This is a genomic window from Candidatus Baltobacteraceae bacterium, from assembly GCA_035502855.1.
Classification (GTDB): domain Bacteria; phylum Vulcanimicrobiota; class Vulcanimicrobiia; order Vulcanimicrobiales; family Vulcanimicrobiaceae; genus Aquilonibacter.
In genome coordinates this window covers 66,845-86,673 of sequence record DATJTX010000018.1, presented here as the reverse complement: position 1 = coordinate 86,673, position 19,829 = coordinate 66,845, and the positions used below count along the sequence as shown (strand labels likewise).

Sequence of the window (19,829 nt, the reverse complement as noted above, 5' to 3'; positions counted from 1 at the left end):
CCGCAGGCGTGTTCAGCGACCTACTGGGCTGGTTCACGGGCAAGGATGCCAACCGACGTAAATATCCACGCAAACGGAAACCGTATCGGGCGACGGTCTCCGTCGACGGGGGGCTCACACAAAAGCCCGCGATCGGACTGGATATTAGTGGCGGCGGTTTGTGCGTTCTCACGCAAGAACCGGTCGGCCGCGACGAGTTCGAAGTACGCGCGACGATTGAAACGCGCGTCATTCGAATGCGCGCAAAAGCCGTGTGGCAAGATACCGTCTCGCATCAAGGCAAGTCGGTGTGGCGGTACGGCATGCGTTTCACCGGTATCTCGGCCGATGACTGGGACGCGATCATTCGCTACACCACCGACAAGCCGGTTGCGGAGGCGAACAAGGCGCAAGAAGAGCTGGTAACGGTGCGCATGACGCCCGACGACGCGAACCGGCTTCTGCCGATCGCGCTGCAAGAGCGCCTGCTGAACATGTTGGTCGAGCGCCGCCGCCTCGCGCCGCTGCAAGAGAACGTAACCCCGCTCGTCCAGTATTTCTACTCCGGTGTCGTGCGCCATAACAACGCGCTGGTGCACCGGCTCACGATTCAGTCGAAGGTCGTGGGTCCCGAGGGCGCCGAGATTTACGAGACGCGGTTCGTCTTCGACGACCAAGGAACGACGATCCAGGTTCTGAACTAGTGACGGCCGTTCGTGTCGTCGCGAAAGGCCTCGCGTGCCTCTTGCACGCCACGGCCTTGCGCTCCTAACGCTCGGTTCGTCACGAGTTCAGAACACCTGCTCCAGAACGATGAGGGGATTTGGCTAAGAAAACCGCGCTGATCACGGGGATCACCGGGCAAGACGGCTCCTATCTTGCCGAATTGTTGCTGGGCCAGGGCTACCGTGTCGTGGGGATGACGCGCCGCACGTCCACCGACGTCCACGAACGCATCCAGCACATCGTCGACGACGTCGAGTTCGTCTCGGGCGATCTGCTCGACCAAACCTCGATCACCTCGATCATCAACAGCGTGCGTCCAAACGAAGTCTACAATCTCGCGGCGCAGTCGTTCGTTCCGACCTCTTGGCAGCAGCCGGTGCTCACCGGCGAGTTCACCGCGCTCGGCGTAACCCGCGTGCTCGAGGCGATCCGCGCGACCGATCCGTCGATCCGCTTCTATCAGGCGTCGAGCTCGGAGATGTTCGGCAAGGTCGTCGAAAAGCCGCAGAGCGAGACGACGCCGTTCTATCCGCGCAGCCCGTACGGAGTTGCAAAAGTCTACGGACACTGGATCACGGTCAACTACCGCGAGTCATACGACATGTTTGCGCTGAGCGGAATCCTGTTCAATCACGAGTCGGTCCCAGCCACGACACCGATTATCGTAAAGCGCGGCAATATCGTCGATGTGGTGCCAATCGGCGACGTAATGCACGTACGCGAGAAAGGGTCAAACGTCCAGCGTTTCGATTTCGACGATCTGCAAGTCTGGGACGGCGAGCGATTCGTTCGCGTTCTCGGCGGGACCGCGTACAGGCACCGGCCGGTTGTCGCTAACAAGGGTGTTCGCCGCATTGAGGCGCGCTGCGGCACCGTCACGCTGACGGCGGATCATGTAATGTACACGGCCGACGGAGAGCGCCCATCGAAGCACGTGAAGTGCGGCGACCGTATGCAGCGTGCGGCGTTGCCCGAGGCGCCGTCCTTCACGAATCCCGGACTCGAGTTCGCGTGGATGCTTGGCGCTTTCGTTGGCGACGGGTCCGCGTCGAAGCAAGAAGACGGTCGCGCATTTTTTGCGGAAGTTTGGGAGCGTCAGACGCTTGGCCGGGCGTCGTATAACGCAACTGCGTCGGGCTTCCGGGCGGGGTCAATCGTTGGTGCACTGGCGTTGAACGGGGCGCCTCGCTTCATCGAGTGGCTACGCGAGGAATGTTACACCCGCGACGGGTACGAGCGCGTGCCGCGCGTTATTCTCAATGGCGGCGAGGCGGTTTGGCGCGCATTTCTCGAGGGCTACAATGCGACGGATGGCCTCAAGGCCGGAAATGGGACGTACCGATACAAGAACTTCAAAACGAATTCGCCGGTACTGGCCATGGGCTTATGGTGGATGGCGCGGAAGGCGCTCGACCAGGAGGTCGTGCTTAACGTCGAGGTTGGACCACCCGATCGCCCCGGCCCCTTCTATTCGGCGAATCTTCGTTCTCCGAATCCGATCGGGAATAAGGGCGCTCACCTGCGAAAAGACCTGGGCGAGGTGAAGCGCGTCGTCGAACATCCGCACTTCGATGGCTGGCTCTACGACCTAACCACTGAGACCGGGCGGTTTCACGCGGGTGTGGGGGAGCTGATCATTCATAACTCCCCACGTAGGGGAAAAGAATTCGTTACGCGCAAAATCACCGACGGCGTCGCGCGCATCAAACTCGGACTCGAAAAAGAATTGCGTCTGGGGAATCTCGACGCGCAGCGCGATTGGGGCTACGCCGGCGATTACGTTCGGGCGATGTGGCTGATGCTGCAGCAGACCAATCCCGACGATTTCGTGATCGCGACCGGTCGCACGCATAGCGTTCGCGACTTCGTGCGCATCGCGTTCGAGTGCGCCGGATTGGGCGACTACCAGCCGTACGTCAAGATCGATCCGCGCTTCGTGCGGCCGGCGGAGGTCGATCTGCTCATCGGCGATCCTTCCAAGGCGAAGCGCGTCTTGGGCTGGGAGCCGCAGATCACCTTCGAAGAGCTGGTCGAGATGATGGTGCGCGCCGACCTCGACCGCCTCTCGATGCTCGCGCATCGCTGAGCGATGCGCGCGGTCGTAACCGGTGCGACGGGGTTTGTCGGCCGATATCTGGTCGATGCGCTGAGCGAGGCGGGATACGAAACGCTGGCCTGCGGCGGTCCGGCCGATTCACACGTGCTTCCGCTCGACGTTACTGAGCTCGCGAGCGTGCGCGCCGCCATCGATCTCGGCAATCCCGACGTCGTCTTTCATCTCGCCGCCTCGACCTTCGTGCCCGATTCGATTGCTGCGCCGATGGCCACGTATCTGACCAACGTGCGCGGTACGGCGAACGTCGCGCAGGCGATACGAGACTCGAGCGTGCGCCTCGTCTTCGCGAGCTCGGCGGAGGTTTACGGTTCGCAGCCGCCCGAGATGTTTCCCTTACGCGAAACGTGCGCGCCGGCGCCGGCGAATCCCTATGCGGCGAGCAAAGCCGCCGCGGAAATGCTCCTCCTCGGCGAAGCGGGCAGTCTCGGACTCGACGTTGTCGTCGCGCGCGCCTTCAACCATATCGGTCCCGGGCAGAGCGATCGTTTCGCCGTTGCGAATTTTGCCTCGCAGCTGGCGGCGATCGCGGCCGGCGGGCCGCCGCTCCTCTACGCCGGGAACCTCGATGCGAAACGCGATTTTCTGGACGTGCGCGACGTCGTGCGAGCGTACATTGCCCTCGCCGAACGCGGCCGATCGGGCGAGATCTACAACGTATGCAGTGGAACGGCGCGTTCGATTCGCGAGGTGCTCGGCGAATTGATCGTTGCGGCGCACGTGCCGGTTGAAGTACGCGACGACCCGGCGCGCGCGCGGCCTTCCGACGTTCCGATTTTAGTCGGTGATGCGAGCAAGCTGCGCGCGGCTACGAGCTGGGAACCGCGCGTTCCGTTCGCGGCGTCGATACGGGATATCTACGAAGCCGCCGCCAAGAGCTAACATCCCATGGACGAACGACGTAACGACGATCTGCAGGCGCTGGTCTTCAAGAATCGCGGTTTGCTGCTCACCGTTCCGGCCGCGCTTCTCGCCGCGTTCGGAAAACCCAGCGCGACCAGCGTCGGGCTCGGGCTTCCGATCGCGATCGCCGGCGAACTCGTGCGCTGCTGGGCCGTCGGCTATTCCGGCGTGACCACGCGCGGCGACGAAGTCGAAGCGCCGCGTCTGGTGACCGCCGGTCCCTACGCGCACGTGCGCAATCCGCTCTACGTCGGAAACTTCGTCACCGCACTCGGCTTCGCGCTCGCGTTCACCGGACACAATCGCCTCGCGACCAAACTCACACTCGTCGGCGGGTCGCTCGCCGCGATGGCCGCGGTCTATGCCACGATCGTTCCGCATGAAGAAGCGTTCTTGCGTTCGCAGTTCGGTGAGGCGTTCGAGCGCTATTGCGAGCGCGTGCCGCCGGTGATTCCGCTAGCGCAGCCCGCTGCAGACGGCGAAGGCAGCTGGGATCCGAAGGTGATTCGCGACGCGGAGAGCCGGACGTTCGCCACGTTCGGCGCCATGCTCGCGATATTGGTGTTGAAAAGCCTGCGCGAGTAAGGTTCGATGTCCACGCGCCGCCGTCTCACTCTCGCGTTGATGCTTTCGTCCGGCGTCGCGGTGCTCGAGTTTTGGGGCGGCGCGATTTCCCACAGTCTCGCGCTCACGACCGACGCCGTGCACGTCTGCATGGACGTGTTCGCTTTCGGGATTGCGCTCCTCGCCGCGCTCGGCGCACAGCGCCGCGCCAACCGCCGCAAGACCTTCGGGTACGGTCGCATCGAGGTATTGGGTGCGCTCGCCAACAGCGCGATTCTGCTGGGCGCGACCGCGATTCTGGCTTATCAAGCCGTCTTGCGTTTTCGCGCACCGGTCGAGCCGCACGGTCTCACCATGACGATCGTCGCCGCAATCGGCCTAGCGGTGAATGTGAGCACCGGCCTGATTTTGAGCGGTCAGCATCACGTGAACCACAATCTGCGCGCTGCGCTCACCCACGTGTTGGGTGATTCGCTCGGTGCATCCGCGGTGATCGTCGGCGGCGTCCTGATCGCCGTAACCGGTGCGGCGTGGATCGATCCGCTGCTTTCGCTCTTCGTTGCGGCGATCATCGTGATCGGCGTGGCGCGCGTCCTGCGCGACGCGAGCGAGGTGCTGCTCGAGGCAACCCCGCCTGGAATCGATACGGCCGAGGTCGAGGCACGGATACGGGCGATCGGCGGCGTCCTAGCGGTGCACGACCTTCACGTATGGACGATCGGCAGCGGATCGCACGCGCTGTCGGCGCATCTGTTGCTCGATGAAGGCCAGCTCTCGTTCGGTGGACGGATTCTCGAGCTGTTGCGCCGTGAGCTGGCAGCGCGCTACGGTATCGGCCACGTCACGATTCAGCTCGAAACCGAGCACTGCGATCCGGGCGGGATCATCATCTGCCGCAGTGAGGAGGCGTAGGGAAGTAAAGGACTGCAGCCTTCCCGAAGCGTCCACGAGTTATGGCTCTCATGGAATCCCAAACCGTCGTTCTTTCCTTCGCCCGCACGCCGTTCGGCAAATTGGGTGGTGCCCTCGCCTCCCTCGACGCGACGACGCTGGGGGCTGCCGCTTTAGTCGGAGCGCTGCAGCGTTCCGGCGTCGATCCCTCGGATGTCGAACATGCCGCGTTCGGCGAGGTGTTGCAAGCCGGCGTGGGTCAAAATCCTGCGCGGCAGGTCGTGTTCAAATCGGGCCTAGCCAAAACCGTTACGGCGGAAACGCTCAATAAAGTCTGTGCCTCGGGGCTGCTGGCGGTAGCGACGGCTATGCGCTTGATCAACGCCGGCGCCAACCGGGTGATCGCTGCCGGCGGCATGGAATCGATGTCGAACGCGCCCTATCTGCTCAAGGACGCGCGCAGCGGCTACCGCTTCGGCGACGGCAAGCTGATCGACGAGATGATTTACGACGGGTTGTGGGACCAGTATTTTCCGATGACGATGGCCGCACAAGGAAATCTCGTCGCCGGCGAGCTGGGACTCCCGCGCGAGGACCAAGACCGATTCGCCTACGAGAGTCACCGGCGCGCGCACGCGGCACACGAAGCCGGCAACTTCGCGGACGAGATCGTTCCGATTCGGGTCGCGACCAAAGCGAAGGGAAAGATCGTCGTCGACGCGTTGCCGCAGCTGGGGAAAACGCGTGTGCCGGCGACCGTCGGCGCCCTTCGAGGCCCCTCCGGGGCACCTCAGGATGACATGATCTGGGATCACGAACCGTCGGCGCGTTTCACGCTCGAGTATGCGTCGTGGGCTCCGTTCGTCACCGGAGATGCGCCGTTCACGCTCGTCGATCGCGACGAAGCGGTGCGCGCCGACGCGAGTTACGAAGCGATGGCGAAGCTCAAACCGCTGGAGCGAGACGGCACGGTGACGGCCGGTAACGCACCGGGCGTCAACGATGGTGCAGCAGCGTTGATCCTTTCGGATGCTGCCTATGCACGCGAGCACGGCCACGAAGCGCTTGCGACCGTGCTCGGACACGCCGGCGTCGGTTGGGACTCGCCCTATCTGTGCTTCACGCCGGCCATGGCGGCGCAGAAACTGCTCGACATGTATGGATTGCGCGCGAGCGACATCGCGGTGTGGGAGATCAACGAAGCCTTTGCCAACGTCGCGATCACGTCGGCGCGCAACCTTGGTATCGGCGAGGAGAGGATCAATCTCTTCGGCGGCGCGGTTGCGATGGGTCATCCCATCGGCGCGTCCGGTGCTCGGCTCGTTGCCACGACGATCAACCAGCTGCGTAAGCGCGGCGGCGGTTACGGCATCGCGTCGCTTTGCTCGGGCGGCGGTCAAGGCGACGCGCTGCTCGTGAAGGTCGCCTAGAGCCCCTCGTTCATGATCGATTCCTCTGCCCGGGCGCAGTTCGACCTCACCGACGAACAGCGGCAAATTGCCGCGCTCGCCGCCGAGATCGCAGGGCGCGAGATCGCCCCGCACATCGCGCGGTGGGATCGCGAGCATATCTTTCCGCGAGAACTCTTCACCAAGCTGAACGACGCAGGCATCATGGGCATCGTGGTGCCGGAGGCGTACGGCGGCGTTGGAGCCGGATATGTTGCCTATGCGCTCGCGGTCGAAGAGATCGCGCGCGTCGACGCCGGCAGTGCGGTCACGCTGTCGGTTCACTCGATGATCGCTTCGGCGATCGCGCGATTGGGAACCGAGGAGCAGAAGCGCGACTGGCTTCCGAAGCTCGGCGCGAAAGATACGATCGCGGCATTCGCGCTGACCGAGCCGGATTGCGGTTCGGACGCGGCGGCGCTGCGCGCGAGCGCCAAGCGCGACGGCGACGAGTACATCCTGAACGGGCGCAAGCAATGGTGCACGAACGGCAGCGTTGCGGGTGTCACCATGGGGATGTTCCGAACCGCGGGCGGCGGTGCGCGCGGCGTCAGCGCGTTTATCATCGACAACGCAACGCCGGGCATCGTCGTCGAGAAAATCACGGAGAAGCTCGGTATTCACACCAGCAATACCTGCGATCTCGCATTCGACGACGTGCGCGTCCCCGCGACCGCGCTCCTCGGCGCCGAAAACGACGGCTTCGGTTCGGCGATGAACGCGCTCGCCGGCGGCCGAATCGGCATCGCCGCGCAGGCGACCGGTATTCTCCGCGCGTGCCTCGACCATTCGGTCGCATTTGCCAAGGATCGCGTGGCATTCGGCCGCGCGATCGGCGCGTTCGAAGGTGTTTCGTTCAAGATCGCGCAGATGGCGCTGGATCTCGATGCCGCGCGTCTGCTCGTCTACCGCGCGGCGGCGCTGGCCGATGCCGGCCGCTCCTTCGTCGTGGAGGCGAGCAAAGCGAAGCTGTTCGCTTCGACCGCCGCGCGCAAAGCCGCCGCCGAAGCGATTCAAATTCACGGCGGCTACGGATACACGACGGAATTTCCGGTCGAGCGGTTTTACCGCGACGCCAAGATCACCGAGATCTACGAAGGTACCTCGGAGATCCAACACATCATCATCGCAAGGTCCCTGTTGGGAAAATTAGACTAAAGCAAACGCACAAGCCGCCCCCGTGGTCGAGGGCGGCTTGCTGATGGCGTACGGCCGAACTGTCGAATTCACGATAGCACACCAATTCCCGAGGGACAAGGCTTCGGGGTTGGAGCGTGCGGGAATCGAACCCGCAGCGGCGTGAATTGACAGTTCGACCGTCGACACCATCGAGACGCCCCAACGCGCCATCTATCACGCAAGATAAGGAGAACGACAAGAGTCTGCCATGAATCTCATGGAGTATATGGGGAAAGAGCTCTTTCGCCGCTCGGGTATTCCCGTGCCGCGTTCGCAGCACTGCGACACACCCGACGAAGTCGCGGCATTCATCGAGCGCAATCCCGGCAAGTGGGTAATCAAGGCGCAGGTGCTGATGGGCGGCCGCGGTAAGGCCGGCAAGATCAAATTTGCATCGACGCCTGACGAGGGCCGCAAAGCCGCGCAAGAGATCATGGCGACGCCGATGCCGCCGAATCGCCAAAACCCCAACGGCGAAGAAGTGAACTCGGTGTTGGTCGAGGAGACGCTCGACGTTGCGCTCGAGTCGTACTGCGCGATCAGTGTCGATCGGACGAACAAGAAACCGGCGATCATCGTTACGCGCTTCGGCGGTATGGACGTTGAAGAAGTCCACGAAAAGCATCCTGAGTCGTTTCATACGTTCTACGTCGACACGGCGATCGGCTATTCGCCGTTCATCGGACGCGAGCTCGCATTCAAGGCCGGGCTCGACGCCGGCTATCGCAAACAATTTCCGGCGATCCTCGGCGGCATGTACGACCTGTTCTTCACCTACGGGGCGAAACTGGTGGAAATCAATCCGCTCATCTTGACCAAGGACGGCCGCGTGATCGCGGCGGATGCGAAGGTCGAACTCGACGACGACGCGCTCTTCCGCCATCCCGAGTTCAAGGAATGGCAAAGGACGTTGCCCCTCGACCCCGACGAGACGCTCGCCGCGCAGGCGGGTCTGGGCATTCGCAACTTCCGCCGGTTTCCCGGCACGGTCGGCACGATGGCGAACGGCGCAGGACTGGCGATGGCGACGATGGATGCGGTCAAGAATGCGGGCGGAGAGATCGCGAACTTCCTCGACGTCGGCGGCGGCGCAAATGCCGAGCGTGTGCGCAACTGCTACGAGTTGGTCGTCAATCACACCGGAGCCAGGGTGTTCTTCATCAACATCTTCGGCGGCATCACGCGCGGGGACGAAGTTGCCAAAGGCATCGTCGAAGCGCTCGAGGAGACGAAGGCGCGCAAGATTCCGCTGGTGATCCGCCTCACCGGCACCAATGAAGAAGAGGGGCGGCGCATTCTCAAAGCGGCCGGCATGACGCCGGTCGAAACCATGGACGAAGGCGCGGCGCGCGCGGTTGAACTTGCACGAGGGTAACAGCAAAAAACGATAGAGCTGGATCAAAAATTGCCATCCGTGCTCCGTGGGCGGCGTGTTACTCTTTACGAGGGACATGTTCCCCATACAGTGCGTCTAGAATGGAGAGGGCCGATGCTTCAGGAGTTGGATCTCAGAATTGGCGACGAGGGCGGCGAGCACGAACCGGCGATGTCGGATACTCAGGCGATCTATTGCGAGATTTCATTCTCGTGTACGAAATTCGTTAATTGCTCGGACAGCTGCTTGGAGCCGTAGGTTCGGGTAGAATTTAGCGGAAGGGAGCGTTCGGCGACGAGCGCTCCCTTCCGCGTCTTTGGGCATTTCGTCCGAGGGCGGCGGAACGCAACAAGAGCGCAACGCGCCGCTCACCGGCGGCGTCGACTCCGAGTCGGTTGCAGTGCATATGGAGGAGATCGCAGAGTCTGATGTTTCTTTCAGATTTGCCAAGAGCTAGCCCCAGAGACGAAGGCGAGGACTCGATCTCCCCGTTCATTCGACGAAGTGTCTCGCGATCGCGCGTATTTAGACCGAGGCGAGCGGCGTCCTTGAACGCCGAAAGAACCAAAGCGTCTTCACCTATATTAATGACGAGTCGGTTGAATGTCAGCGCGGCCGTTGTTATCCGATCGTCTTGCGTCTCCCGAATCGATGCCAGGATGCGTGCACACAGTTCGCTGTCTTCACAAAAAAAGCGGAGGACCTTCGCTAGTTCCTCGGGTTCGCCGTAGCGCTCATATTCAGGGTCGAACGTGTCAACGCAAACCCTCCGAACGTAGCCTTGCTGGAGCCAATCCTCCGCGTGGGAGAGCAGGCGATCACGAAGGAGAGGTTCTGCCTGCGCAGCGCAAGCTCGGACACGAATGTGCCCGTCCGGGTCCGCGTATCGCAGCCAAAACCATTGCTCTATCAGCCCAGACGTCTTGAGTGCCGTGATGGCAGAAAGCAGCGGTCCTGATACGAATCCCTCCATCGCCTGTGAGCCCATGTAGAGCTTCAGGTATGTCCACTCTGATCCGGGTCCATACCGGGAACGCTGCTGCAGCAGCAGCGGGCGCCGCACGCGCACTCCGTGTGGGATCTGGTCGTGCGGTATCAGCGCGGCAACGAATTCAACAACGTGTGCTCCGTGTTGTCCCCGTAGCCAAAGATCGTCAGGCGTGGGAAGAAATTCCCGAAAAACGAACTCGCGTGCGTTCTTTCGTTGGTCGAGTAGGATCGGCGCAGCCGCCACGGACTCGAGGTCGATAAGCAAGGTGTTGTCTCCGTTCGTCAAATTGACAAGCCCGGGTAGATCCCAATCTTCCTTCCAACGACTAAGAGTAGCGACAGCTCGTTCTATATCTGCACCGAGCTCGCTCGCGTCGAAACGCCAGGTCCGGACTGCTAATACTATCCTCCCATAACGTACGCGCGGCGTGTATCGATGCCATTCTCCGTTCCAATCGAACATGCGAGGGCGCCGGTCCATCTGTGACGCCATCATCGACAGGAAGCGGCAAAGATTCGGCGTGTTTGCGATCGTCAGGAACGCGTGGCTTTCCCGGAGTGAGAGCTGCCGCCCATGAAGCTTCGACCAAAGAAAGAATTTTTCGCCGTCAAGGCCGACCCAGACGTCACTCAGCTGAATCGGCTGCGGCTCGCTTTGGTCGAAGATTCCGATGTTAAGCTCTCTGCCAAATAACCTGGGGCGACACGTTATGTTATATACGCGTCCCTGTGGTGCGAAGGCGAGCTCAGCCGTTATGCAATCGTCTTCCGCTTCAGTGATCTGCGGCACCAGATCGGCCATGCGATCTTGGAAGTTTGGGTCCAGCGCGCTTGCGAAACGACCAAAGACCTTCCCAGCCCGGTCTGTAAAAACGAAGCCTGGCAATATGGTGAACTCGCCGGCGTTGATTGCCTCTCGCGAGCGCGCAGCGACGAAGAACGACAAGTCATGAGAGCTTCTCTGGGTCGGCGACGACCGACGAAATAATCTATCGACCTGCTCATCTGTAAGAATGACCTCGCGCGCATGCGCCCGCATCGCTTCGGCTGCGATCGACCGCATCTCGCCGATCCGTGCCTCGTCAGCATCTCCCTCAACGTCTAGCCTGTCTGGTGCCCCAATTCCTAGCTGGTCGTCTACGAGCTCTAGCAGCGGCACCATCCGCTCGGCACTCTCATAGAACCGAACGAAACGGTCGCGATAGGTCTTCAATGATTGCGGGAGCGAGAGTGCATCGAGGAATCCGCATAATTTTTCGACTTCAGCCAAAACGCCATGACCGAGGCCGCCCTGAAGTTGGGCGACGAGATCTACGTGAAACGTCGTACCGCTTTTGCTTCGCACTCCAAGCAGCGAAGCAATTGCCTCATAATCTCGGATTTTGCGCTGCGTCAAGTCCGTCGAATCTAAGCATTGGCATGCGGCGGCAGCACGTGAAAGATCGTTGTGCGGTGCGATTCGCTCGAGGCGCCTGACCAGCTCCCCGGGCGCATCGCCAATCGGCGACACCGAGAGTTCTGTTATCAGGACACCCGCGTCGATCAGGCTGTCGATAAACTGCTCAGTCTCGTGGCGGCTCGTGCCGAGATGGCGGATGATGGTTTCGGCGAGTTCTCCGATTTGTACTGGCGTGCTGCAGGTTTCTTGTGCGAGCCTTACCGCAGGGGTGCTTTTAATGGAAATGGGTCGTTGTGTAGTTACCGTTCCAAAAGGCCTGATCCGGCGAGCCGAGAGATTGATGTTCGTGATGTAGAAACGATCGCCCCGAGTTAGGCATGCGCCGTTGGTTACCACGCGGATGCGCTCGCGATGATTCGCGGCGACGGCTGCCGCTAGCTCAGTTGCTTGATGCATGTCGGGAAGAGTTCTGGTTCGCCAGCCGCTCAACGTCAACGAGGTTTCGTCACTCGGCTCGACGGAGCCGAAACCAGCGCACAACCCAAGGGGCGTAGAACGCCCTGAGCTGCGAAGGAGATAGCACATGCCGCGCAGCCAGGCTTCATCGGTATCCTTAACATCAGAGGGTGGCGCTGAGCGAAGCAGATCGTCGTAGAGCGAGCGCGAAGCAACGTACAGTAATTGTCGAACCGTCGGATCGGATTCGATAAGATCCCGCATTTGCTCGAACGGGTTACGGGCTGCGAGGAGATCGATCGCAACCTGTATCGGCAGCGCCGCAACGCGACCCACGATCAGGGGGCGTGTTCTGGCGTCGAATCGGTGCTCCCTCATGTGCAGCCACTTTTCGAGCTATGAGGCAAAGGCAGTAGCCCATGCAGGCGCATCCACGATGAATCTATGTCGTATAGGAGGGTTGCGAGCATCAGACAGACGCCGGCGAGGCCATCGAGCTCGCCGAAGGCGAGCCTTGAGTCATTATTGCTCCTGACGGTGATCGAATTGCCTTCAGCCGCAAGCCTATCAATCGCAAGGTTGACGAGGTCATCGATGGCCACTTCGAATGCGTGGCCGCTGGAATTGGCTGCGACGCTGGCATAGCAGGCGACGGTTCCCATGATACCGTGGCAAAGAGCCGCGTCGGGTAGCGCCGCCGCCGATCTGTGGTCGATTGACGCGAGACTGCTAATCGCGACCTCGCAGAGCCATTCGTCACGCGCCCACTTACCGACCGCAAAAAGAGCAGCAGCAATGCCCGCGCTGCCGTAACACCAGGTTGTCATCGGCCTGTAAATTTCATTATGACCTATCCACTGAGGCCAGCCGACAGCGTTATTTTCGGTAATGGCAAGCTCGGCGACTTTTCTGGCGTGAACTACGACGCGTGCCACAGTGGCGGGATCGGGCTTTGTCGTAAGGGCAATGATCGTCAGAGGGCCTACGACGCCGTGCGCTACCCCGATAATATTGCGGGAGGCACGGTCCGGAAAGAAGCGATTACGTGTCCGCCAACGACCTTCGCCAGAATCGAAAAGTGCAAGGAGAGACTCAACATACATGTCGGGATTGCACCCTCCTTCGAGGGCTAGCGCGGCTCTCGTCCCGGCCCAGCCGGATATGAGATCGTATGTGTCCATCTCGACTACTTCGGGGATGGTAGATAATTCCGCGCCGATGTAAGAGTCGCATTGGGCCGCCAGCCTGCCGAATTTAGGCCAGAGTTTTTCCGCGTAAGCGGCCGCCGCTCTGAGGCCCGCCAAGCCGGAAAAAAGCCCCCGGCTTGGAACGTCTGCGAAACCGGCGGCATCCTGGAGCTCTCTTCCCGCGGCTTCAGCAAATCTTTCCTCGGCTTTTGCCTGGAACAGAGCGGCAAAGAGTATCGCGTAGCCCGCATTCGATGCTAAACCCCTGCCGACCGATCGTCGGGCGCTTTGACGGTGCTCGACGAGTAACTCTGCGAGTTCCTCGAGTTTCGCGAGTGCGCGCGCTGTCGTAGTTGAAGACACGGCGAGTAGGCCGCTCACGTGGGGCTCGTGCGGAATCCGCTTACCAGAGTGCGCCGGTACTCAGACGGAGTCGTGCCGACGAGCTGCTTGAAATTTCGCGAAAATGCGCACGGAGAATATCCCGAAAGCTCGGCGAGCTGCGCTACCGAGTGGTTTGAGTATTCCAACGCTGCGAGCGCGCATTCTATGCGAACTCGCTTCGAGAAATCGCAGAATTTCATGCCGGTGCGCCCGTAGAAGTGGCGCGAGAACGCGGACGGGGTCATACCGGCGATACTTGCAGCGGCAGGTAGCCCAGAGTCGTGAGGATTATTGCGAACAAAGTCGGCGACACGTTGAAGGCTCGGAAAGTAGGAAATTAGCCGCAGCGTGCGATCATCCAGTAGTCGGAAAGGTGGAGAGGAATCCCGCCTATCATCCCCGATTTGAAAGCGTGGTTCCGGCAATTGTCGTGCACCCGTCGGCAAGTTGTTGAACTGGGCTTTTGTTCGCTCCAGGAGCATCCCTTGGTATGTAGGTCCCATGAGGCGCCTTAAAAAAGATAACTAAGAATCCCAAAGCTGAAGATTGAGAATAACCACACGATCATGTCGATTTTTTTAGATAAGAACAGCCGCGTATTCGTGCAGGGCATCACCGGCGCGGAAGGCTCGTATCATACCGGCCGCATGCTCGCCTACGGCACGAACGTCGTCGGCGGCGTGACGCCCGGCAAAGGCGGGCAGAAAACCGAGCACGGCTTGCCGGTCTTCAATACCATCGAGGAATGCCTCGCAGCTACGGGAGCGACCCATCAGTGCATCTTCGTGCCGCCGGCCGGCGCAGCCGACGCGTTGTTCGAAGCCTATGAAGCGGGCGTGCGCTTCTCCGTCTGTATCACCGAGGGCGTGCCGGTGCACGACATGCTGCGGGTGGTCGGCACCACCCCCGGTATGCGCATCATCGGTCCGAACTGCCCCGGCCTCATCTCGCCGGGGAAGTCGTCGGTCGGCATCATGCCGGGCCACGTATTCAAGGAAGGCAGCGTCGGCTTGATCTCGCGCTCGGGAACCCTGACGTACGAGGTGGTCGACGGTCTGACACGCGCGGGCCTCGGTCAATCGACCTGTGTGGGCATCGGCGGCGACCCGATCATCGGCACGACGTTCGTGGACTGCCTGCGCGAATTCAAAAACGATCCCCAAACGAGCGCGGTCGTAATCTGTGGTGAGATCGGCGGCTCGGACGAAGAAGATGCGGCCGCCTTTATTAAGGAGCACCTGGCCGGGATGCCGGTCGTGGCCTTCATCGGCGGACGCAATGCGCCCCCAGGGAAGTCGCTCGGGCACGCCGGGGCGATCATTTCGGGAGGCTTCGGGACCCCACAAAGCAAGATCGCGGCCTTCGAGGCCGCCGGCGTTCCGGTCGCAGAACGGCCCTCGCAGATTCCTGCGCTACTCTCAGAGCGCATGGCTGCTTCTTTGTCACCCCGAGCGTAGCGAAGCGCAGTCGAGGGGCGACTTCCCAGATAGTCCAAGGAGCCCTTATATTTTTAAGGCCCCTTAAAGGATGCGACCTTAGTCGAGAGAATTCGACCCACACGTCAGCTTGAGACTCGTTTGGGATGCCGCGGATGTGGCGCTCGAAATGGTCGTACGTTGGCGGTCCCGCATGTGCGGGATTGAATGTCACTCACCTTACAATTGAGGGCTATCAATGACAATTAAACGGACCATCCGTCGGATGGCCGTGGCGTTGGTGCTTCTCGTCGCATTTCTGTTTCAGGGAACATGGGCACTGGCAGGAACGACGGGCGGCCTGAGCGGCACGGTCACCAACGAGGCGGGGGCACCGGTTGCTGGAGCGGCCGTCAAGGTCACTTCGGCATCGCAAATCGCCTCCACCACGACGGACGCTTCTGGCCACTTCGTGTTTCTCTCGCTCGCACCGGACACATATACGGTGTCGATCGAGAAAGATCAATTCAATCCGATCTCACTCGCGGGCGTCACGGTCTTCGCAGACCAAACCCAGACGCTCGCGTTTACGATGCATCCGGCGCTGAAAGAAATCGCGCACGTCACCTCGACTGCGGCCGGCGCGCTCGTCAAGGCGGGCACGACCTCCGACGTCTATTCGGTGAACGCAGCGACCGCGGCCAAGGTCACGGGCCTGGGCGGCGGCGGCGGCCTCGATAACGCTTACTCGGCCATCGCCACGATGCCGGGTGCGTACGTTCCGGTCGGCCAAATGGGCTGGTACCAGAGCGTATACATCCGCGGCGGCGACTACGACCAAGTGGGTTACGAAGTCGACGGCGTTCCGGTCAACCGTTCGTTCGACAACTATCCGTCGAACACGGCGACCTCGCTCGGACAGCAAGAAGTCCAAGTGTACACCGGCGCAGCGCCGGCGGACGCACAAGGACAAGGTCTTGCCGGGTACATCAACCAGGTCATCAAGACCGGTACCTATCCGGGCTATGCTTCAACCGATCTCGGCATCGGCTTCCCGACGTTCTATCACAAGGCGAACGTCGAAGTCGGAGGAGCCTCACCGGACCGGCTCTTCTCGTACTACGCCGGATTCGGCGGCTACAACAACAACGATCGCGAGTACGATCAGTTCGACGGCGCGTCGATCACCAACACGTACGGCGACCTGTTCCTGCCGTGTCCCCCAACCGCATCGCCGACGCTGCCGTCGTGCTACGTAAACGGGAACTACATGTCCGGCTCGCCCGGCGGCGTCGAGACGCCCGGGTTCGCGTTGGCTCCGTTCTACACCGACGGTCTATCGTCGATCTACGATCGTGACAACGTCGTCAATTTCCACTTCGGCATCCCGCACAAACACGACGGCGGGCGTGACGACATCCAGTTGATGTACGAAACCTCGCAGATCAACCAGTACTACGCGAACTCGGTCGACGACTTCGCGCTCTTTACCAACCCGGCGTTTGCGGGGTACTTCCCCACCAACTCGAGCGGGCAGATCGCAATTCCCTACCCGTCGGGATTGGTCTACACCGGCGCGATAAACCAGCCGGTCAATCTCGCCACCGTCGGTTCGCAACTCTCAACCTACAACTTCCCCTTCCAGTCAACCGGCGCGACGCTTCCGAACAACACGCGCGATAACGAGGGCATCGGTGATGCCATCATCAAGGTGCAGTTCCAGAAGAACTTCGGTTCCAATGCGTACTTGCGCGTCTACGGCTACACCGATTACTCGAACTGGCTCAACTACGGGCCTTCGACAGGCACCTTAGGATACTACATCTACAACGGCGAGATTCCGCCGGACTACCAAGTCAGCTCGCATACGCGCGGCGTAAGCGCGGAGTTCGCGGATCAGTTGAATCCGGAGAACCTCGCACAGGTGCAACTGTCGTACACGACGGCCACCTCGGAACGCGCTTACGACAACACGGTGTTCGATAGCCCGTACGTCCAGATGGCGACGCTGGTAAGCTCGGCCAATCCGGACTCGGGCATCTGCTACACGGCAGCCCTCGCACCAACGGGATGCAGCGTTGCGCAAGGCTACGCTCCCTCGTATTTCTCGCCGTCCGGAGTCTCGACGGCGTGCGGAACGGTCCTCCCGGGCCCGCCGCCGACAACGGTCACCAACAACTGCCTCCCGGCGGCAGCGCCGGCCGGATACGAGTATCTGGCGACGGAGAACGGATTCGACGGTGAGTACAACACCGTGACGCCGCGCTTCTCGTCGGGCTCGATCACCGACAATTGGGATCCGACCGACAAACTGCACGTCAACGTCGGCGTGCACTACGACAACTACACGTTCGTTCCCGATCCCACTGATTACGGCGCTCGTCCGTTCTGGTTCAACGCCTGGAACAACGAGATGTGCTACAACACGGCTCAACCGGGTAGTTCAGCGGTTGCGCTTCCCACCGTCACCCCGACGGAGAACGCACAGAACGGCGGCTGTACGAGCGAACCGGGCTTCGGGCCAAGTTGGGTACCGGCAACGCTCTCCGACACGGTCAACACGGCTTCGTTCCCCGTGTGGCAGCCGCGCGTCGGTCTGACCTACACGCTCAACCCGCTCAACGTCATCCGCGCCAGCTACGGTCGCTACGACCAGGCGCCGAACACGGCGTTCGAGCAGTACAACGTGTTGCAGCAAGACCTTCCGGACTATCTCGGGCCGACGTTCTTCGCCTACGGGCGCACGAGCTCGACCTATCCGATCCAACCGGAAGTCTCGAACAACTACGACCTCTCCCTGGAGCATCAGTTCAAGGGAAGCGACTGGTCCTTCAAGCTGACGCCGTTCTACCGGAAGACGCAAGACCAGATCGAACAGTTCTATTTGAACGTGAAGACCAACTTCGTTTCCGGTCTGAACATCGGATCGCAGACGAATGAAGGCTTCGAGTTCGAACTGCAAAAGGGCGACTTCGCACGCGACGGACTCTCGGGTCTGCTCTCGTTCACGTACACGAACGCGTACGTGACCTACGGTGCGCTCTCGACCGGCGCGTCGGTGCTAACGTCGATCAACAACAACATCCAGGCCTACAACGACATGACGTCGGCCTGCGCGACCGGAACCGCATCGGCGAAACTGTGCGGTACGGGAACGACGACGCCGAGCGGCGTCGCGGTCGCGCCGTGCTACGCACCTGTGCCGGTGGGAGCGCCGGCAGGTACAACGGGAACGCCGATCGCGAGTGCGGCATCCTGTACGGCCGCCGACGTTGCCAACCCATACTGGAACGCTTCACCGCAAGCGCTCCTGAATCCAACCGGCAACTACTCGCCGTACGACCTGTTCCCGTACATTCCGGGTGCAGGCAGCTACAGCTCGTTCGTGACGCCGTACACGGCGACGCTGGTGCTCAACTACAAGAAGGGCAAGTTCGCAATCACGCCCGCACTGCAGTTCAGCGCCGGCAACCGGTACGGCTATCCTCTCGCAGAGACAGGGTACGATCCCTCGAGCTGCGGCACTCCAACCGCATTCCCGATCGGCTCTGTTTACTACGGATCCGCCGGCGGTTACGGCAGCGCTGCCGATCCGTCGACGTGCGGAGCCGAACTCGACATCCCCGACATCTCGACGGGTAAGTTCGACGACATCGGCGCGTTCATCACCCCGTCGCGGTATACGCTGAGCACGCAGCTCACGTACGATCTCAGCCCGCGCATCACCGTCGTGGCGACGCTCGCAAATATCTTCGATATCTGCAGCGGCGGCACGAAGGCCCCGTGGACCGAGAACACACCGGGACTCCCATCCAAGGCGATCTGCGGGTACGGACCTAGCGTCCAGACCGAATACGGGTTCGCCCCTGGAAACTTGTCCGCACTCACGTCGACCGGCGCTCAGCTTGCGCAACCAATCGGTTCGTACGCCTACGCGCCATTCGTCGGGTCTCTCCCCTTCAACGCCTACGTCGATTTCCGGATCAGACTGTAGACGAAGAAGCATACCTCGCATCGGCGAACGACAAGGCCTCCGCGAAAGCGGAGGCCTTCTTGCGTCACGAGCGCGAAGTGGCGCGCTGATGGAGTACGGATACAAGTGCGAGGATTGCGAGGTCGCCGTCTTTCCGACGACGACGCGCAGCGAGCTCGCATGGCTGCGTGACCGCGTCCACGTGGTCCGCGAAGTCGCAAAACATTCGGGCGCCGGCCTCGACTCGTGGATGGTGGAGGGGCTCGATTTTTTGAACGATCACGCCGGCCACTCGATCGTGCTCGTCAGCCGCGGAAAATGACGTCGTCATCCGGCCGGTGCGCAAAAAAAGAGACCGCATTGCTGCGGTCTCTTTGTCACTCCGGACCCTTCGACAAGCTCAGGGTGACAGAGTCAGGATGACATGAGCCACCCATCTGTCACCCTGAGCTTGTCGAAGGGTTATCGAAGGACAGGTATGCGGAGTTTCTCGCCGGGCATGAGCATCGAGGCTTGCAGGTGATTCGTCGCGCTGATCCGATCGATCGTCTCCTGCACGTCACCACTCGAGCTGGTGTGAGCCGACGCGATCGACCAAAGCGTATCGCCGGGCTGCACGGTGATCGTTGCGTATCGCTGCGCGGTTGCCGCGTAGAGATGCATGCTGGACAGTGCGGGCAGCGTCACCGAGAGGCTGAGCGCGGCGAGCACGATCGCCGGCATGAGTGTGACCCGTTTGCGCCTTACCACTGAAATCGCTCCTGTCATCCTGAGCAAAATCGCTCGTGTCACCCTGAGCTTGTCGAAGGGTCCATATCTTGTGGCAAACGAGCGTTCGACTACCAAC

14 protein-coding genes and 1 tRNA gene are annotated in these 19,829 nt (G+C 61.3%); 11 read left to right on the top strand and 4 right to left on the bottom strand.

What is annotated here, in order from left to right; genetic code table 11:
• The first annotated feature begins 8 nt into the window (after nucleotides 1-8).
• The 7 genes from VMF11_05230 to VMF11_05200 all read left to right on the top strand — a co-directional run bounded on the left by VMF11_05230 (nucleotide 9) and on the right by VMF11_05200 (nucleotide 7,782).
• A complete protein-coding gene (locus tag VMF11_05230) occupies nucleotides 9-683 on the top strand; it encodes a PilZ domain-containing protein (protein ID HTU69703.1) in 675 nt (224 codons plus the stop codon).
• Between the two features lie 119 nt (nucleotides 684-802).
• Nucleotides 803-2,791 (top strand): GDP-mannose 4,6-dehydratase, encoded by a 1,989-nt coding sequence (locus tag VMF11_05225; GenBank protein ID HTU69702.1) that lies wholly within the window; start codon nucleotides 803-805, stop codon nucleotides 2,789-2,791.
• Nucleotides 2,792-2,794: 3 nt separating this feature from the next.
• A complete protein-coding gene (locus VMF11_05220) occupies nucleotides 2,795-3,700 on the top strand; it encodes a GDP-mannose 4,6-dehydratase (GenBank protein ID HTU69701.1) in 906 nt (301 codons plus the stop codon).
• A gap of 6 nt (nucleotides 3,701-3,706) precedes the next feature.
• Nucleotides 3,707-4,306 carry an isoprenylcysteine carboxylmethyltransferase family protein gene (locus tag VMF11_05215; protein ID HTU69700.1) on the top strand — a complete coding sequence of 200 codons (600 nt, stop codon included), beginning with the start codon at nucleotides 3,707-3,709 and terminating at the stop codon, nucleotides 4,304-4,306.
• A gap of 6 nt (nucleotides 4,307-4,312) precedes the next feature.
• Nucleotides 4,313-5,197: a cation diffusion facilitator family transporter gene (locus VMF11_05210; protein ID HTU69699.1), complete on the top strand. Its 885-nt coding sequence runs from the start codon at nucleotides 4,313-4,315 to the stop codon at nucleotides 5,195-5,197.
• A 50-nt stretch (nucleotides 5,198-5,247) separates the two neighbouring features.
• Nucleotides 5,248-6,606 (top strand): thiolase family protein, encoded by a 1,359-nt coding sequence (locus VMF11_05205; protein HTU69698.1) that lies wholly within the window; start codon nucleotides 5,248-5,250, stop codon nucleotides 6,604-6,606.
• 12 nt (nucleotides 6,607-6,618) lie between these two features.
• Nucleotides 6,619-7,782: an acyl-CoA dehydrogenase family protein gene (locus tag VMF11_05200; GenBank protein ID HTU69697.1), complete on the top strand. Its 1,164-nt coding sequence runs from the start codon at nucleotides 6,619-6,621 to the stop codon at nucleotides 7,780-7,782.
• A gap of 110 nt (nucleotides 7,783-7,892) precedes the next feature.
• Here the strand turns inward: VMF11_05200 and VMF11_05195 are convergent.
• Nucleotides 7,893-7,964: transfer RNA gene (locus VMF11_05195), tRNA-Asp, on the bottom strand.
• Between the two features lie 47 nt (nucleotides 7,965-8,011).
• Here VMF11_05195 and sucC point away from each other — a divergent pair.
• On the top strand, nucleotides 8,012-9,178 hold the full coding sequence (gene sucC, locus VMF11_05190; GenBank protein HTU69696.1) for an ADP-forming succinate--CoA ligase subunit beta: 1,167 nt from the start codon (nucleotides 8,012-8,014) through the stop codon (nucleotides 9,176-9,178).
• Nucleotides 9,179-9,449: 271 nt separating this feature from the next.
• On the opposite strand, the gene VMF11_05185 is transcribed toward sucC, so the two are convergent.
• Nucleotides 9,450-12,401, bottom strand: a complete 2,952-nt coding sequence (locus VMF11_05185; protein HTU69695.1) for a lantibiotic dehydratase — start codon at nucleotides 12,399-12,401, stop codon at nucleotides 9,450-9,452.
• The gene (locus VMF11_05180) at nucleotides 12,398-13,573 is read right to left on the bottom strand and encodes a lanthionine synthetase LanC family protein (GenBank protein HTU69694.1); all 1,176 of its coding nucleotides are present in this window, start codon (nucleotides 13,571-13,573) and stop codon (nucleotides 12,398-12,400) included. The genes VMF11_05185 and VMF11_05180 overlap by 4 nt, the downstream gene beginning before the upstream one ends.
• Nucleotides 13,574-14,160: 587 nt before the next feature.
• On the opposite strand from VMF11_05180, the gene sucD reads away from it, so the two are divergent.
• The 3 genes from sucD (at nucleotide 14,161) to VMF11_05165 (ending at nucleotide 19,304) form a co-directional block, all read left to right on the top strand.
• Nucleotides 14,161-15,051 carry a succinate--CoA ligase subunit alpha gene (gene sucD, locus VMF11_05175; GenBank protein ID HTU69693.1) on the top strand — a complete coding sequence of 297 codons (891 nt, stop codon included), beginning with the start codon at nucleotides 14,161-14,163 and terminating at the stop codon, nucleotides 15,049-15,051.
• A 259-nt stretch (nucleotides 15,052-15,310) separates the two neighbouring features.
• Nucleotides 15,311-19,003 carry a TonB-dependent receptor gene (locus VMF11_05170; protein ID HTU69692.1) on the top strand — a complete coding sequence of 1,231 codons (3,693 nt, stop codon included), beginning with the start codon at nucleotides 15,311-15,313 and terminating at the stop codon, nucleotides 19,001-19,003.
• A gap of 88 nt (nucleotides 19,004-19,091) precedes the next feature.
• Nucleotides 19,092-19,304: a hypothetical protein gene (locus VMF11_05165; protein ID HTU69691.1), complete on the top strand. Its 213-nt coding sequence runs from the start codon at nucleotides 19,092-19,094 to the stop codon at nucleotides 19,302-19,304.
• A 140-nt stretch (nucleotides 19,305-19,444) separates the two neighbouring features.
• Here the strand turns inward: VMF11_05165 and VMF11_05160 are convergent, their stop codons facing one another.
• Complete coding sequence (locus VMF11_05160) at nucleotides 19,445-19,705, bottom strand: LysM peptidoglycan-binding domain-containing protein (GenBank protein HTU69690.1); 261 nt, start codon at nucleotides 19,703-19,705, stop codon at nucleotides 19,445-19,447.
• Nucleotides 19,706-19,829 lie beyond the last annotated feature (124 nt).